This is a genomic window from Collinsella sp. AF05-9, from assembly GCF_003465595.1.
GTDB lineage: Bacteria > Actinomycetota > Coriobacteriia > Coriobacteriales > Coriobacteriaceae > Collinsella.
This window is the reverse complement of sequence record NZ_QSBB01000021.1, coordinates 1-15,527: the sequence shown is the minus strand read 5'-3', so window position 1 is coordinate 15,527 and position 15,527 is coordinate 1. Positions and strand designations below refer to the sequence as shown.

Annotated in this window: 14 protein-coding genes; all 14 read left to right on the top strand. The window is 59.2% G+C overall.

Going from position 1 to position 15,527, the window contains the following annotated elements; genetic code table 11:
- Positions 1 to 95: 95 nt before the first annotated feature.
- The 14 genes from DWV43_RS07035 to DWV43_RS06970 all read left to right on the top strand — a co-directional run bounded on the left by DWV43_RS07035 (position 96) and on the right by DWV43_RS06970 (position 15,369).
- Entirely contained in the window at positions 96 to 1,061 is a 966-nt protein-coding gene (locus DWV43_RS07035; protein ID WP_006236155.1) for an ROK family protein, read from the top strand.
- A gap of 140 nt (positions 1,062 to 1,201) precedes the next feature.
- Positions 1,202 to 1,888, top strand: a complete 687-nt coding sequence (locus tag DWV43_RS07030) for an N-acetylmannosamine-6-phosphate 2-epimerase (protein WP_022094877.1) — start codon at positions 1,202 to 1,204, stop codon at positions 1,886 to 1,888.
- A gap of 101 nt (positions 1,889 to 1,989) precedes the next feature.
- Positions 1,990 to 2,910, top strand: a complete 921-nt coding sequence (gene rapZ / locus DWV43_RS07025; RefSeq protein ID WP_022094878.1) for an RNase adapter RapZ — start codon at positions 1,990 to 1,992, stop codon at positions 2,908 to 2,910.
- Positions 2,911 to 2,916: 6 nt separating this feature from the next.
- Positions 2,917 to 3,846: a DNA-binding protein WhiA gene (whiA, locus tag DWV43_RS07020; RefSeq protein ID WP_099431435.1), complete on the top strand. Its 930-nt coding sequence runs from the start codon at positions 2,917 to 2,919 to the stop codon at positions 3,844 to 3,846.
- Between the two features lie 193 nt (positions 3,847 to 4,039).
- A complete protein-coding gene (gap, locus tag DWV43_RS07015) occupies positions 4,040 to 5,065 on the top strand; it encodes a type I glyceraldehyde-3-phosphate dehydrogenase (RefSeq protein ID WP_022094880.1) in 1,026 nt (341 codons plus the stop codon).
- Positions 5,066 to 5,205: 140 nt separating this feature from the next.
- Positions 5,206 to 6,396, top strand: a complete 1,191-nt coding sequence (gene pgk / locus DWV43_RS07010; protein WP_099431437.1) for a phosphoglycerate kinase — start codon at positions 5,206 to 5,208, stop codon at positions 6,394 to 6,396.
- The gene (gene tpiA / locus DWV43_RS07005; protein ID WP_089572945.1) at positions 6,389 to 7,156 is read left to right on the top strand and encodes a triose-phosphate isomerase; all 768 of its coding nucleotides are present in this window, start codon (positions 6,389 to 6,391) and stop codon (positions 7,154 to 7,156) included. Before pgk ends, tpiA begins: the two co-directional genes overlap by 8 nt.
- 5 nt (positions 7,157 to 7,161) lie before the next feature.
- Positions 7,162 to 8,715 carry a 2,3-bisphosphoglycerate-independent phosphoglycerate mutase gene (gpmI, locus tag DWV43_RS07000; protein WP_117584277.1) on the top strand — a complete coding sequence of 518 codons (1,554 nt, stop codon included), beginning with the start codon at positions 7,162 to 7,164 and terminating at the stop codon, positions 8,713 to 8,715.
- A gap of 164 nt (positions 8,716 to 8,879) precedes the next feature.
- Positions 8,880 to 9,134, top strand: a complete 255-nt coding sequence (gene secG / locus DWV43_RS06995; RefSeq protein WP_006236144.1) for a preprotein translocase subunit SecG — start codon at positions 8,880 to 8,882, stop codon at positions 9,132 to 9,134.
- Positions 9,135 to 9,424: 290 nt separating this feature from the next.
- Entirely contained in the window at positions 9,425 to 11,101 is a 1,677-nt protein-coding gene (locus DWV43_RS06990; protein WP_117584278.1) for an ABC transporter substrate-binding protein, read from the top strand.
- Positions 11,102 to 11,258: 157 nt separating this feature from the next.
- Positions 11,259 to 12,296 (top strand): ABC transporter permease, encoded by a 1,038-nt coding sequence (locus DWV43_RS06985; protein WP_089572952.1) that lies wholly within the window; start codon positions 11,259 to 11,261, stop codon positions 12,294 to 12,296.
- 14 nt (positions 12,297 to 12,310) lie between these two features.
- Positions 12,311 to 13,246 carry an ABC transporter permease gene (locus DWV43_RS06980; protein WP_117584279.1) on the top strand — a complete coding sequence of 312 codons (936 nt, stop codon included), beginning with the start codon at positions 12,311 to 12,313 and terminating at the stop codon, positions 13,244 to 13,246.
- Positions 13,247 to 13,248: 2 nt separating this feature from the next.
- Positions 13,249 to 14,340, top strand: coding sequence for an ABC transporter ATP-binding protein (locus tag DWV43_RS06975; RefSeq protein WP_117564867.1), 1,092 nt, complete (start codon positions 13,249 to 13,251; stop codon positions 14,338 to 14,340).
- Entirely contained in the window at positions 14,341 to 15,369 is a 1,029-nt protein-coding gene (locus DWV43_RS06970; RefSeq protein WP_006236139.1) for an ABC transporter ATP-binding protein, read from the top strand.
- The last annotated feature ends 158 nt before the right edge of the window (positions 15,370 to 15,527 follow it).

Genomic DNA, 15,527 nt, shown 5'->3' with positions numbered 1-15,527 from the left:
CCCCAACCTCGGGCACCTGGGAAACCTTTATCAACCTGTGGCGATAATTCTGCCCTCATTTCCTGTAGTTGTTTTTATCTCCTAAGGAGAGCGACATGGAGAACAAGTACGTTTGCTCCGTCGATATCGGTGGCACCAAGATTGCGACTGCCATTATGGAGTATCCGGCTGATGGCGGCGTGCCCCATCCGGTCTTTGAAGCTGAGGTTCCCACCGAGGCCCAAGAGGGCGGCGAGGCCGTCTTCCAGCGTATCGAGGCATCCATCAAGGCTGCTCTCGAGGCGAATCCCGATGTCGAGGTCCTTGGCGTCGGTATCGGTGCCGCTGGCGTCGTCGATCCCAAGACGGGCGCCATCGCGTATGCCAATGAGATCATGCCCGGCTGGTCCGGCGTTCAGTTGGGGCCGCGTCTGCGCGAGGATCTCGGTCTTCCCGTTGCCGTTGTAGGCGACGTGCAGGCTCATGCTCTGGGCGAGGCCCACTGGGGCGTCGGCAAGGGCAAGTTCTCCGTCTTGTGTCTTGGCATCGGTACGGGTATCGGCGGCGCATATGTCGAGAACGGCCGCGTGATGCAAGGCTTCCACGGTGCTGCCGGCCATATGGGCCACATCGAGTGCTCGGCTGCCGCCGGCATTCCCTGCGCCTGCGGGCGTTCCGGCCATCTGGAGTCGGTTGCTTCGGGCACTTCCATTGGTCGAATGTACGATGAGCGTTTTGGCCGCGTCGACCCCAGCCGTCCTTCGGTCGGTCGCGATGTGAACGACCTGTGTCGTGCTGGCGACGCAAAGGCGACCGAGGTCATCCATGACGCCGGCTTTGCGCTGGGCGCCAGCTTGGGCTCGCTTGCCAATATTCTGGATCCAGAGGTCATCGTGCTTTCGGGCGGCGTAATTCATCAGGGTCCCGATTGGCGTTCGCAGACGTGGAAGGACTCGGTGCACGAGGGCTATGCCAGCCAGGCGCTCGACCCGCTTCAGGACACGCCGATCCTCATCGGTTCTCTGGAGGGCGACGCGCCGCTTATCGGTGCCGCCGAACACCTTCTTGCGTCGTTGAAGTAAACATAACTACCAAGTGCGCCTTCTGAGGTGCCGCAGATTGACGTGAAAGAGGAGCGAAGCGTACTTCGGTACGCGAGCGACGGTTTGAACGTCAAGGTGCGGTGTCTCAGAAGGCTGTTTTGAGAAAGGTTGAGTCGCACATGACCGTTGATCCTTTGATTCAATCCCTGAAGGGAAAGCTCGTCGTGAGCGTTCAGGCGTATATGGGCGAGCCGCTTCGTACGCCCGAGACCATGGCTCAAATGTCTCGCGCTTGCGAACTCGGCGGCGCCGCCGCCATTCGCTGCCAGGGCCTTGCCGACATTGCCGCCATTAAGGGTCGCTGTGAGGTTCCTGTTATTGGCCTATGGAAGGATGGACACGAGGGCGTTTACATCACGCCGACGCTGCGTCACGCCCGCGCCTGCGTTGCTGCTGGTGCCGATATCGTGGCGATCGATGCCACCGATCGTCCGCGCCCCGATGGCAAGACGGTCGAGGATACCTTCCGTCCGCTGCACGAGGAGGGTGTGCTCCTGATGGCGGATTGTGCCACCATCGAGGACATTCGCCGTGCGGTTGATATGGGCTTCGACCTGGTATCTACCACGCTCTCTCACGGTGTCGCCGCCATCGACTGCACCATGGCCGATGGCCCCGACCTGCCGCTCCTGCGTCAGGCGACCGAGGAATTCCCCGGCCTTCCCATCATTTGCGAGGGTCGCGTGCATACGCCCGAGGAGGCTCGCGCCGCGATCGATGCTGGCGCCTGGGCCGTTGTCGTCGGCACCGCCATCACGCACCCCACGAGTATTACAAGTTGGTTCAAGGCTGCGCTTGAGGCGTAAGACAGGCCTCGTATCCGCTCGGGGCGGTATACTCAATAAAGGCAATTGACCGCGCGGGATCCGGGTTGCTGGGTCCCGTGCTTGTTTTCGGGAGGCAGCACATGCAAAAGGGAGATGCCATGGATGCGGCGGAGCGCTCGGAGCGCATCCCCGATATCGTCATCATCACCGGAATGTCCGGATCGGGCCGCACGCAGGCCATGCACGTGTTCGAGGACATGGGCTATTTTTGCATCGATAACCTGCCTCCGCGTCTGATCGCCCAGCTTGCCGAGCTCGTCGGCATTAATACGGGCGTGGGCAGGCATCTCGCCGTCACCTGCGATTTGCGTAGCCAGGGCTTGTTCGATGAGCTGCTCGATGCGGTCGCCGCGCTCGAAGAGCGCGAGATGAGCTGCGACATCGTGTTCCTGGAGGCTTCTGACGAGGTACTGATTCGTCGCTACAGCGAAAATCGCCGCCGTCATCCCATTGCCAAGCCGGGGGAGACTACGGCCGATGCGATTCAGCGCGAGCGCCTGCAGCTGCAGGGTGTGCGCGATCGAGCCGATATGATTATCGACACGAGCCGCCTACGCACCTCTGCGCTGCGCAACAAATTGCGCATGGCGTTCTCCGAGTTGTCCGACCAGCAGCTCATGGACGTTCACGTGTTCTCGTTTGGCTTTAAGCACGGTATGCCCGTCGAGGCGGACATTATGATCGACGTTCGCTTCCTGCCCAATCCGTTCTACGATCCCGAGATGCGCACCATGACCGGTCTCGATAAAAAGGTCTCCGACTTTGTTCTGGACCATCCCAAGACCCAGGAGTTCTGGAAGGCCTGGACGCAGCTGCTCGATACGGTGATGCCGGGCTATATCGCGGAGGGTAAGCCGCAGCTTTCTATCGCCATCGGCTGCACGGGCGGACAGCACCGTAGCGTCGCCATCGCCGAGGCCACGGCCCGTTACCTGGAAGGCGCCCAGTATCACGTGAGCATCTCCCACCGCGACCTGTCGCGCGCCAACACGAAGGCATAGGCCTGCATGTCGTTTACCGCCGAGGTGCGTGACGAGCTTGCGCGCTGCGAACCCGAATGTGAATACTGCGATTTGTCGACGCTTGCCGCCCTGACGCGTGTGAGCGGTACGCTTTCGTTGGCCGGCTCCGGGCGGTATCGTTTGACGGTCGCGACCGAGACGGGAGCCGTCGCGCGCACGATGATCACGCTGACGCATCGCATTCTTAAGCTCAAAACGGAATTCACCGTTCGTAAATCGGTCTTGCATAAGGTCCGTAACTATCTCATTACCCTGCCCGATCAACCCGACCTGGACAAGGCTCTGGTGCTGCTGGGCATTCTAGACCGCAGGGGAGGGCTCGTCGCTGGTGTTCCCCGACACATCGTTGCCCGTCCCTGCTGCAGGCTTGCCTACATCCGCGGCGCGCTCATCGCGGGCGGCTTCGTGGCCGATCCACGCGGCGATTTTCATTTGGAGATCGCGGTGCAGGGCGAGCAATATGCTAAGGGGCTTTGCGACCTGTTGGGGCAGATTGGGGTCCATGCTCGTGTTAATGCACGGCGGGGGTCATATGCCGTGTACATTAAGAGCGCCGAGGAAATCGAGCATCTATTAAAGCTGATTGGTGCCAAGCGCAGCGTTGCCGAGATTGAGGAGGCGCGCGCGGTCAAGTTGGTTAAGAACGATGTGAACCGTCGCGTGAACGCCGAGCTCGCCAACCAGACCAGAAGCGCCGGTGCTGCCCAACATCAGCTTGCGCTTATCGATGAGCTCGAGCAGCGCGGCCTTCGCGATGCGCTTCCGGATGCCTTGGCGGTCTTTTGCGACCTGCGCGAGCGCTATCCCGATCTGTCGCTGCGTGATTTAGGTGAGATGGCTGACCCTCCCTTGTCGAAGTCGGCCCTCTACCATCGAGTTTTGAGGCTTGAAAAGCTCATTGAAGCAAACCGGTAGTTTAAAGTATCGACTTATATACGGATTTAGCTGCTATTTTATTCTTTAAAACGTTTTAACGTAAATTTGATTTTCAATTTCGACTATTCTCGTGAAATTCAAGTCAAAAAAAAGGTATATTAGGCGAGTGGTTAGTTTGTGGGCCTCAACGGCGGGCGCTGTAGCTTGCGGGGGCCTTACGAAAGGAGACACAATGGCAGTAAAGGTTGCTATTAACGGCTTCGGTCGCATCGGTCGTCTGGCTTTCCGTCAGATGTTCGGTCATGAGGGCTCCGAGATCGTCGCTATCAACGACCTCACCTCTCCCGATATGCTCGCTTACCTGCTGAAGTACGACTCCACGCAGGGCAACTACGCTCGCGATCACGAGGTCGTTGCTGGCGAGGATTCCATCACCGTTGACGGCAAGGAGATCAAGATCTACAAGGAGGCCGACGCCAACAACCTGCCTTGGGGCGACCTCGACGTCGACGTCGTTCTCGAGTGCACCGGCTTCTACACCAGCAAGGCTAAGGCTCAGGCCCACATCAACGCTGGCGCCAAGAAGGTCGTCATCTCCGCTCCGGCCGGCAGCGATCTGCCCACCATCGTGTACAACGTCAACCACGAGACGCTGACCGCTGAGGACAACATCATCTCTGCTGCTTCCTGCACCACCAACTGCCTCGCCCCGATGGCCAAGGGTCTGAACGACTTCGCTCCCATCGTGTCCGGCATCATGACCACCATTCACGCCTGGACTGGCGACCAGATGCCGCTCGACGGCCCGCAGCGCAAGGGCAACAAGCGTCGTAGCCGCGCCTGCGCCGTCAACATCGTCCCCAACACCACCGGTGCTGCCAAGGCTATCGGCCTGGTTCTCCCCGAGCTCAACGGTAAGCTCATCGGTGCCGCCCAGCGCGTCCCGACGCCGACCGGCTCCATCACCAACCTCTACGCTGTCGTTGACAAGAAGGTCACCGTCGACGAGGTCAACGCCGCTATGAAGGCCTACGCTGCCACCATCTCCGAGACCTTCGGTTACAACGAGGACGACATCGTCTCCACCGACATCATCGGCGAGACCCACGGCTCCATCTTCGACGCCACTCAGACCATGTGCTCTGATCTCGGCAACGGCCAGACCCTCGTTCAGGTCACCTCTTGGTACGACAACGAGAACTCTTACACCTCTCAGATGGTCCGCACCATCAAGTACTTCGAGAAGTTCGTTGCTTAATTTAGCTTTTAGCGAATAGCTCGTTGAGCGTCTAAAGAAGGGCGCGGCCTTATAGGGCTTACACCCTAGGGTCGCGCCCTTTTTATAGGAAATCGTCTGCCGTAATGGGAGGCAGACACGTACGAAAGGTAGAAGCAAACATGGCCTTTACCAAGAAGACCGTCCGCGACATCGATGTCGACGGCAAGCGCGTTCTCGTCCGCGTTGACTTCAACGTGCCTATCAAGGATGGCGTCGTTGGCGACACCACCCGCATCAAGGCTGCCCTGCCCACCATCAACTACCTCGTTGAGCACAACGCTCGCGTCATTCTCATGAGCCACCTCGGCCGTCCCGAGGGCACCGGCTTCCAGCCTGAGCTCTCCCTTGAGCCTGTCGCCAAGAAGCTCGCTGAGCTCTCTGGTCTCGATGTTGCCTTTGTCGCCGACACCTACGGCGAGAAGGCTGCTGAGGCTGTCGCCGCCGTCGAGCCGGGCAAGGTCCTCGTTCTCGAGAACGTCCGTTTCGACAAGCGTGAGAAGAAGAACGATCCCGAGATCGCCAAGAAGCTCGCTTCCTATGGTGACGTCTTCGTTCTCGATGCCTTCGGCACCGCTCACCGCGCCCAGGGTTCCGTCGTGGGCCCCGCCGCTTACCTGCCTGCCGTCGCCGGCTTCCTGCTCGAGAAGGAGGTCGACACGCTGACCGGCATCTTCGCCGAGCCCGAGCGCCCCTTCGTCGCTATCGTCGGCGGTTCCAAGGTTTCCTCCAAGATCGGCGTTCTCGATCACCTCATCGACTCCGCTGACACCCTGATCATCGGTGGCGGCATGGCCTACACCTTCTTCCTGGCTCAGGGCCTGACCGTCGGTCAGTCCCTCAAGGAAGAGGACTGGGTCGAGCGCGCCGGCGAGATGCTCAAGAAGGCCGAGGAGAAGGGCGTCAAGATCCTGCTCCCCATCGACAACCGCGTTGCCGATCACTTTGGCGAGGACGCTGTCCCCGAGGTTGTCGCTTCCGACGCTATCCCCGACGATCGTGAGGGCATGGACATCGGCCCCAAGACCGAGGAGCTCTACGCCGAGGCCGTCAAGGGCGCCAAGACCGTGTTCTGGAACGGCCCCATGGGCGTCTTCGAGTTCGACAACTTCGCTCACGGCACCCAGGCTATCGCCGAGGCCGTCGCCGAGGCCGACTGCACCTCGATCATCGGCGGTGGTGACTCTGTCGCGGCTGTCAACAAGTTCAACCTGGCCGACAAGATGAGCTGGATCTCCACCGGTGGTGGCGCTTCCATGGAGCTCGTCGAGGGTAAGGCCCTGCCCGGAGTGGAGGCGCTTCTCGATGCCTAATCGCACCCTTCTTATCGCTGGTAACTGGAAGATGAACAACGACGTCGCCGAGGCCGCCAAGCTCGCCGACGAGCTGGCTCAGGCTCTGCCCGAGGTTCCGGCTGGCGTCGAGGTGCTCGTCTGCCCTCCGACCATTGACATCACCACGGTTCATGACCGCATTCAGGCTGCCCCCATCGCCCTCGGTGCACAGAACGTGTACTGGGAGGCCAAGGGTGCCTTCACCGGTGAGTCCTCTTGCGACATGCTCAAGTCCGCTGGCTGCACCTACTGCATCATCGGTCACTCCGAGCGTCGCGACTACTTCCACGAGACCGACGAGGACCAGAACAAGAAGGCCAAGGCCCTCGTTGCCGCCGGTCTTGTTCCCGTCTTCTGCTGCGGCGAGTCCCTCGAGGTCCGCGAGGCTGGCACCTATGTCGAGCACGTCGTGAACCAGGTCAAAGCTGGCCTTGCTGGTCTTGAGATCACCTGCCCCAAGCAGGTCGTCGTCGCCTACGAGCCCATCTGGGCCATCGGCACCGGCAAGACCGCTACCGCCGAGGACGCTCAGGAGGTCTGCGGCGCTATCCGTGAGACCCTCAAGGAGATGTTTGGCGAGGAGCTCGCCGACGGTATCCGCGTCCTGTACGGTGGTTCCGCTAAGCCCGGCAACATTGCCGAGCTCGTCGCCAAGCCCGACGTTGACGGCGCCCTCGTGGGCGGCGCTTCGCTCAAGGCTGCCGACTTCGCCTCTATGGTCGTCAAGGCAGGCGAGTAGGACATATGGCACAGCGTCATCTTCCTGCACTCCTGATCATCATGGATGGCTGCGGCCTTGCTCCGGCTGATGGCGAGAACGCCGTCGCCGCTGCCAAGACGCCCTTCCTTGATAGCCTGTACGAGAAGTATCCTCACACCACGCTCGGTGCTTCGGGCGAGGACGTGGGCCTTCCCGACGGCCAGATGGGCAACTCCGAGGTGGGTCACCTCAACATCGGTGCCGGCCGCATCGTGTTCCAGGAGCTTTCGCGCATCAACAACGCCATCAAGGACGGCTCCATCGCCAAGAACGAGGTCTTCGTCAAGGCTATGGACGACGTCAAGGCTGACGGCAAGACTCTCCACCTTATGGGCCTTATGAGCCCTGGCGGTGTTCATTCTCACATGAACCACGTCGAGGCTCTGGTCAAGATGGCTGCCCAGCATGGCGTCAAGACCGTTCGCGTCCACGCCTTCATGGATGGCCGCGACGTCGACCCGCAGTCCGGTGCCGGCTACATGAGCGAGTTCTGCGCTTTTCTGGCTAAGATCTCCGAGGAGACCGGTTGCGACGCTCGCGTTGCCACCGTTTCGGGCCGCTATTGGGCCATGGACCGCGACAACCGCTGGGAGCGCATCCAGCGTGCCTACGACGTCATGGTCAACGCGTCCGATGCCGATACCGACCCCGTTGCCGGTATCAAGGCCTACTACGAGAAGGATCCGCGCGGCGACGAGTTCGTCGAGCCCTTTGCTGCCCACAACGAGGGCATTCACGAGGGCGACGCGGCCATCTTCTTCAACTTCCGTCCCGACCGCGCTCGTCAGATGACTCGCGTGTTCACGGACAAGGAGTTCGACGGCTTTGAGCGCGAGCAGATTAAGCTTTCGCACTTTGTGACGATGACCGAGTACGATCCGACGTTTGACGTCGAGGTCGCCTTCCCCAAGACGTTCCCCGAGAACGTTCTGGCCGACGTTATCGCCGCCAATGGCCTGAAGCAGCTGCACACCGCCGAGACCGAGAAGTACGCCCATGTGACGTTCTTCCTCAACGGCGGCATCGAGGAGCCCAAGGAGGGCGAGGAGCGCGTGCTCGTCGCTTCCCCCAAGGTTGCTACCTACGATCTGCAGCCCGAGATGAGCGCTCCCGAGGTTACCGAGAAGCTCGTCGCCGCTATTAACGAGGATCGCGCTGATTTCTACATCGTGAACTTCGCGAACTGCGACATGGTTGGCCACACCGGTGTCTTCGACGCCGCCGTTAAGGCCGTCGAGGCTGTTGACGATGCTCTGTCCAAGGTTGTCCCGGCGATTCTCGCCAAGGGCGGCTTTGCGCTGATTACCGCCGACCATGGCAACGCCGATCACATGTTTGACGTTGCTTCCGACGGTTCCAAGCATCCGTTTACGGCTCACACCACCAACCGCGTGCCGTTCATCATCGTTGATGATAAGGCCAAGCTCACCGGTATCGAGGACGGCCGTCTTTCCGATATCGCTCCGACCATGCTCACCATGGCTGGTATTGAGCCTTCCGCCGAGATGACGGGTCGCGTGCTCGCCACCGAGGCCTAATAGAAAACAAATACCGTTTTCTAGTAAGGGGGTTGTCCACAACCGGACGACCCCCTTTTTGGTATTTCTGCCATTTCTACCCCGTCCCTAAATGGCAGGTGGGGGAGTGTTGAAGGTTGTGGTACAGTACTGGAGTTTGAATTGTTCTATTAAGGAGCTTATCTATGGGTCCGTTCCAGATTCTTCTGTTTGTCGTTTGGGCTGTTTCTGCCGTGGCGCTGACGATTCTCGTTCTGATGCATTCCGGTAAGGGCACCGGCGTTTCGGATATGATCGCTAGCTCGCTGTATAACTCCAGCTCTGCCACGGGCGTCATGGAGCAGAACCTCGATCGCCTGACGGTAATTATGGCCGTCGTTTTTGCTGTGTGTGTCGTTCTGTGCATGTTCTTCTTCCCGCAGGGCATCGTCGGCTACTAAGCATCGGCGTATATACGTTTGTAAAGGGTCCCGCATGTGCGGGGCCCTTTTTGTTTACAGACTTGTAATAGAGTCAAAATATCCCCACATACTTCGCCTAACTAAAGAAATTCTCGACCGTTAACCGGAATTAGCGCCATATTGTGCATAAAATGCGCTACTGTATTGCGAAACGTTGGTCCGCACTGCATAACCAGCCATAACGGCGGACCGCGTTTGAATGGTTCGATCGGGCTGTCTTGACGTTGCCCGGCCGAATTCACTTTGTCCTATCTCATAAGGAGGATGGCATGGCTGATTCTATGTTCCACCAGCCCGTTATGGGTCGTCGCGCCTTTGTTGGCGGCACCCTCGCTGCGAGCTCCATGGCTTTTCTTGCCGCATGCGGCAAGAAGGGCGGCGACGCTTCCGGTTCTGAGTCCGGTTCGACGCTGAACTTCTACATCAACAACCCGGTCTGCATCGACCCCTACAACGTCCAGGAGGATCAGGGCACTCAGGTCGAGTACCAGCTCTTCGACGCTCTGACGGAGTACGATAACGAGAAGGGCGAGATCGTTCCGCTGGCTTGCGAGTCCTTTGAGGCTAACGACGACGCCACCGAGTTCACCTTCAAGATCAAGAAGGCCAAGTTCCACAACGGTGACGACGTTACCTCCAAGTCCTTCAAGCTCGGCTGGGAGCGCCTGGTCAACACTAAGTCGGCCATCGCTACCGAGTATGGTCCTTCCGAGGTCTCCTACCACCTTTCCATGGTCGAGGGCTATGACGATCTGCTTGCCGGTAATGCTACCGAGCTGTCCGGCGTTACCTGCCCGGATGACGAGACCCTCGTCGTCAAGCTGACTTCCGCCTACGCCGACTTCCCCTTCGTCGCCTCTCACCCGGCTCTGTCCCCGGTTCCCGAGTGCGCCGAGACCGATGTCAAGAGCTTCTATCTTGCCCCGGTCGGCAACGGCCCGTTCATGATGGACGGTAAGTGGGAGGATGGTCAGGAGATCAACCTCAAGAAGTTCGACGATTATTATGGCGACAAGGCCAAGATCGACGCCATCCACTTCCAGGTCATCAAGGACGTGGAGACCGCTTACAAGGAGTTCCAGGCCGGTAACCTTGATGTCTGCGACGTTCCCGTTGCTCAGATCGACGCCGCCAAGAAGGACCGCGGCGAGTCCAAGGATGGCTACACCATGAGTGATGGTGCGCGCATGCTGCTCGGTTCCGAGCCTTCCACGTACTATCTGACGTGCAACACCACGGCCGAGCCGTTCAACAACGCTGACCTGCGTAGGGGCATCTCCCTGGCTATCAACCGTGAGGCCATCTGCAAGACCATCTTCAAGGGCACCCGTACCCCCGCTGACGGCATCGTTCCTCCGGGAATCGCCGGCTACAAGGAGGGCGCATGGGAGTTCTGCGCCTACGACGTCGACAAGGCTAACGAGTACCTCGACAAGGTCGCTCCCGCTGGCGCTAACGGCGATCGTGGCATCAATGTGACCCTGTCCTACAACCAGGACGGCGGCCACAAGGAGATCATGGAGTCCATCATCGGCGACCTCGCCAAGGTGGGCGTCACCGCCGTCTCCGATACCCCTGAGTGGTCTGCCCTGCTCGAGCAGTATCAGAACTTCAACTATCAGTTCGGCCGTCTGGGCTGGATCGCCGATTACCCGATCATGGACAACTTCCTGTATCCGCTGTTCCACTCCGACTCCCTGGGTGGCGACAACCGCTCCGGTTACAGCAACCCCGACTTTGACGCCAAGGTTGACGAGGCCCGTGCCACGGTTGACGACGACGAGCGTATCGCCAAGATGCAGGAGGCCGACGCCATGGTCGCCGCCGACTGCCCGGTCATCCCGGTGATGTTCTACACGCACACCATCGCTGGCTCCGACCGCGTCAAGTACCTCTACGTTGATCCGCAGAAGCACGCCGATCTGGGTACCGCTGAGCTCGCCTAAGAGTTTTGCAGCTTCCGTGAGGGTCAAGTATTTACGTAGACCTCATGGGAAACATACAGTTCCCCCTAACCTGGGGTAAACTGGCTGATGGTAATTTTGGGATGCCGGTCTGGCGATCGGCATCCCATTTAGGTTAATCCCTAGATAGGGGAGTGGTATGGGTAAGTACATCGTTAAACGTGTGCTTCAGTTCATCCCGGTGTTTTTGGGCGTCACGCTGATTCTGTTCGCCCTCCAGAATATCGTGCCGGGAGATCCGATCAAGTTGATCGGTGGAGACAAGGCTCTGTCCCCCGAGGTAGAGCTTCAGCTTCGCGTACGCTATCACCTGGTCCAGACGGACGAGGACGGTAACGCGATCCTTGACGAGAACGGCGATCCCGTTCAGACGTCGCTTGTAGACCGTTATCTGTATTACATGAACGGTCTGCTTCATGGCGATCTGGGTAATTCGTACCAGCGCAAGCTGCCGGTTACGGAAATCTTTGCCCAGAAGTATCCGTATACGGTCAAACTCGCCGCGTGCGCCATCGTGCTCGAGGCGATCATGGGTATCGGTGCGGGTATCATTTCGGCGGTAAAGCGTTATTCCTTCTGGGATATTTTGGTAACGCTCACCACGTCGATCCTCGTTGCCGTTCCCGCCTTCTGGCTCGGCATGCTGCTGCAGCTGTTCTTCGGCGTCATCCTTAAGGATCTCACCGGCGGCGCATTCTCCATGCCGATTTCGGGTGCCGGCGGTTCCAGCTCTCAGTATCAGGATTGGATGCACTATGTGCTTCCGACCATTACGCTGGCTTCGGTTTCGACCGCTTATGCTGCCCGCATTATGCGTTCACAGCTGCTTGACGTCATGAACCAAGATTACATCCGTACGGCAAAGGCCAAGGGTCTCTCCAATCGCGCGATCATCATCAAGCATGCGCTTAAGAATGCACTCATCCCCGTCGTTACCTATATTGGTGTCGACTTTGGCGGCATGCTTTCGGGTGCCATCCTGACCGAAACGGTCTTTAACTGGCCCGGTATCGGCTATGAGGTCTATCGCGCCATTAGCATGCGTGACTGGCCCATCGTTATGGGCGGCGTTACGCTCATCGTCGTCGTCGTCATGGTGATCAACCTGCTCGTCGACATTAGCTATGCATTCCTCGACCCGCGCATCCGCCTTGGCGGTCCGTCGGATAAGGCCTAAGGGAGGTACGTCTCATGCAGGAAACTGATTCTCAGTCTCAGGAGCAGGCTACCGCCACCAAGGCCGCATCTGCTCCCGCCAAGTCCCGCACGCTGTGGGGCGACGCTTTTAAGCGTCTTCGCAAGAACAAGCTCGCCGTTATCGGTGTCTGCTGGATCATCGTCGTCGTTTTGGTTGCCCTGACCGCAGATCTGTGGGCTAAGCCCTGGCTCGGTTCGCCGACGGCTTCCGACTCGACCACCATGGCCGAGACGTCGCTGCTGGCTCCGTGTGCCGAGCACCCGTTTGGCACCGACGCCCTTGGCCGCGACATTCTCGTTCGTGTTATCTACGGTGCACGTGTTTCGCTTTCCGTCGGTATTATGGCCACCGCCATCTCCACGGTGATCGGTCTGGTCATGGGCGCCCTTGCCGGTTTCTATGGCGGCATCTGGGATACGATTATCATGCGCTGCGCGGACATCTTCCTGGCGTTCCCGTACGTGCTGTTCGTCGTCGCCATGATCGCCGTTATCGGCCGTGGCCTTCAGAACGTCTTTATCGCCATCGGTATTCTCGGCTGGCCTTCGATTGCGCGCGTCTTTAGATCCGCGATCCTCACGGTCAAAGAGAACGACTATGTTGACGCCGCCCGCGCCATGGGTGCATCCGATGCCCGTATCGTTATGCGCCATATCTTCCCGAACTCCGTTGCTTCCATCGTGGTCTACGCGACCATGAACATCGGCGGCGCTATTCTGACCGAGTCCGCTCTGTCCTTCCTCGGCATGGGCGTTATTCCGCCTACGCCTTCGTGGGGCTCCATGATTCAGGACGGTCAGCAGTATCTTCTGACTGCTCCCTGGATGATGATCATGCCCGGTCTGGCAATTCTCTCGACGGTGCTCGCCTTCACCCTGCTGGGTGACGGTTTGCGCGACGCCCTCGACGTCAAGATGAAGGACGCATAAGGATGAAGAAGAACAAGAACTATGTGGACCTGAAGGACCAGCCGGTTCCCGAGGGCCAGCATCTGCTCGAGGTCGATGACCTTAAGATGTATTTCCACACCGAAGATGGCGTTGTTCGCGCTGTCGACGGTGTCTCCTACACGCTCGATCGCGGCGAGACCCTCGGTGTCGTCGGTGAGTCCGGCTCCGGTAAGTCTGTGACCGCCATGACCATCATGGGTCTTATCTCGATGCCTCCGGGAAAGATTGAGGGCGGCGACGTTCGCTATCGCGGCCGTTCTATCCTCGAGATGACCGAGGAAGAGATGCAGCACATTCGCGGTAACGACATCGCGATGATCTTCCAGGATCCTATGACCTCCTTGAACCCGGTCTATAAGATCGGCAAGCAGGTGGGCGAGGGCCTTCGTCTGCACCGCGGCTACTCCAAGCAGGAGGCGCTCAAGCGCGCTACCGAGCTTTTGGACCTCGTGGGTATCCCCGAGCCCGAGAAGCGCGTCAATGAGTATCCGCACCAGTTCTCCGGCGGTATGCGTCAGCGTGTCATGATCGCTATGGCTCTTGCCTGCGATCCCGATATCCTGATTGCCGACGAGCCCACGACGGCTCTGGATGTTACCATTCAGGCTCAGATTATCGAGCTCATGCAGGAGATGCAGGAGAAGAACGGCAACGCCATTATTATGATTACCCATGACCTGGGCGTCGTCGCCGATATGGCCGATAAGATTATGGTTATGTACGCCGGCCGTCCCGTCGAGTTCGGTACTGCTGAGGAAATCTTCTACGAGAGCCGCCATCCCTACACCTGGGGTCTTATTCGCTCCATCCCGGAGCAGGCCATCGATGAGAAGAAGCCGCTGACGCCGATTCACGGCAACCCGCCTTCGCTCATGAACCTGCCCGAGGGCTGCGTCTTCTCTCCTCGCTGCCCCTATGCGACCGACAAGTGCCGCAAGCAGCGCCCCGAGCGCGTTGTCACCGAGTCCGGCCACTATTCTGCGTGCCATTATTCCGGTGACCCCGAGTTCCTCAAGAACGCCCCTGAGACGTCCCGCACGCGCAAGGATTCCAAGAAGGGAGGCGAGGCGTAAATGGCAGACAATAACGAGCGCACTCCGCTGCTGAAGGTCGAGCATCTTTCTAAGGAGTTCCCCGCAGAGTCCGGCATGTTCGCCAAGCGTTTTTCCAAGCGCGTCGTCTCTGCTGTGAATGACATTTCGTTCGAGATTTATCCGGGCGAGACCTTTGGCCTGGTCGGCGAGTCTGGTTGCGGTAAGTCCACCACGGGCCGCACCATCATGCGCCTGACCAAGCCGACGGCAGGTAAGGTGTTCTTCCAGGGCAAAGACGTTGCCGAGATGAGCAAGCATGAGATCAAGGACATGCGTCGTGAGATGCAGTTCATCTTCCAGGACCCCTATGCTTCGCTCAATCCTCGTATGACCATCGGCGAGATCGTCTCCGAGCCCATGACTATTCATGGCGTGGGCACCAAGGAGGAGCGCATTGAGCGTGTCCGTGAGCTGCTGGACGTCGTCGGCCTCAACCCCGAGCACATCAACCGCTATCCGCACGAGTTCTCGGGCGGTCAGCGTCAGCGTGTCGGCATCGCCCGCGCGTTCGCTCTGAAGCCCAAGCTGATCATCTGCGACGAGCCCGTTTCCGCTCTGGATGTTTCCATTCAGGCCCAGGTTCTGAACCTGCTCAAGGAACTTCAGGACAAGTTCGGTACGGCGTATCTGTTTATCGCCCACGACCTGTCCGTCGTGCAGCACATCTCCGATCGCGTTGCCGTTATGTATCTGGGTAAGATGGTCGAGGTTTCGGACTGGAAGACACTCTATAGCGAGCCGCACCACCCGTACACGCAGTCACTGCTGTCTGCCGTGCCGGTGCCCGATCCGGATATTCAGAAGACCCGCAAGCGCATCATCCTCGCTGGCGATCCGCCGTCGCCGCTAGATCCGCCGACCGGCTGCCGTTTCCACACGCGCTGTCCGATCGCGCAGGGCATCTGCTCCGAGAAGCTTCCTGAGTTTAAGGAAGTTGCCCCGGGCCACTGCTGCGCGTGCCACTTCGCCGAGCCGTTCCCGATCAAGGAATCGCACATCGACCTGTAGTCGGTTGTTCTCGTCCGGGCCCGCCCTGGTGTTACTTTTCAGAACGTCCTCGGACATGCAAGTAACCCCCGCTGCGCACTTCGTGCGGCGGGGGTTACTTGCGTCCTGACGCTCCTATTTGGCAAGGTGTTTTTTTAGAATCCATTTTGCGCTCGGCC

What these genes read in the sequence shown, in the direction of transcription:
- DWV43_RS07035 (WP_006236155.1), top strand. Translation starts at nt 96, where the DNA reads ATGGAGAACAAGTACGTTTGCTCCGTCGATATCGGTGGCACCAAGATT.
- DWV43_RS07030 (WP_022094877.1), top strand. Translation starts at nt 1,202, where the DNA reads ATGACCGTTGATCCTTTGATTCAATCCCTGAAGGGAAAGCTCGTCGTG.
- rapZ (WP_022094878.1), top strand. Translation starts at nt 1,990, where the DNA reads ATGCAAAAGGGAGATGCCATGGATGCGGCGGAGCGCTCGGAGCGCATC.
- whiA (WP_099431435.1), top strand. Translation starts at nt 2,917, where the DNA reads ATGTCGTTTACCGCCGAGGTGCGTGACGAGCTTGCGCGCTGCGAACCC.
- gap (WP_022094880.1), top strand. Translation starts at nt 4,040, where the DNA reads ATGGCAGTAAAGGTTGCTATTAACGGCTTCGGTCGCATCGGTCGTCTG.
- pgk (WP_099431437.1), top strand. Translation starts at nt 5,206, where the DNA reads ATGGCCTTTACCAAGAAGACCGTCCGCGACATCGATGTCGACGGCAAG.
- tpiA (WP_089572945.1), top strand. Translation starts at nt 6,389, where the DNA reads ATGCCTAATCGCACCCTTCTTATCGCTGGTAACTGGAAGATGAACAAC.
- gpmI (WP_117584277.1), top strand. Translation starts at nt 7,162, where the DNA reads ATGGCACAGCGTCATCTTCCTGCACTCCTGATCATCATGGATGGCTGC.
- secG (WP_006236144.1), top strand. Translation starts at nt 8,880, where the DNA reads ATGGGTCCGTTCCAGATTCTTCTGTTTGTCGTTTGGGCTGTTTCTGCC.
- DWV43_RS06990 (WP_117584278.1), top strand. Translation starts at nt 9,425, where the DNA reads ATGGCTGATTCTATGTTCCACCAGCCCGTTATGGGTCGTCGCGCCTTT.
- DWV43_RS06985 (WP_089572952.1), top strand. Translation starts at nt 11,259, where the DNA reads ATGGGTAAGTACATCGTTAAACGTGTGCTTCAGTTCATCCCGGTGTTT.
- DWV43_RS06980 (WP_117584279.1), top strand. Translation starts at nt 12,311, where the DNA reads ATGCAGGAAACTGATTCTCAGTCTCAGGAGCAGGCTACCGCCACCAAG.
- DWV43_RS06975 (WP_117564867.1), top strand. Translation starts at nt 13,249, where the DNA reads ATGAAGAAGAACAAGAACTATGTGGACCTGAAGGACCAGCCGGTTCCC.
- DWV43_RS06970 (WP_006236139.1), top strand. Translation starts at nt 14,341, where the DNA reads ATGGCAGACAATAACGAGCGCACTCCGCTGCTGAAGGTCGAGCATCTT.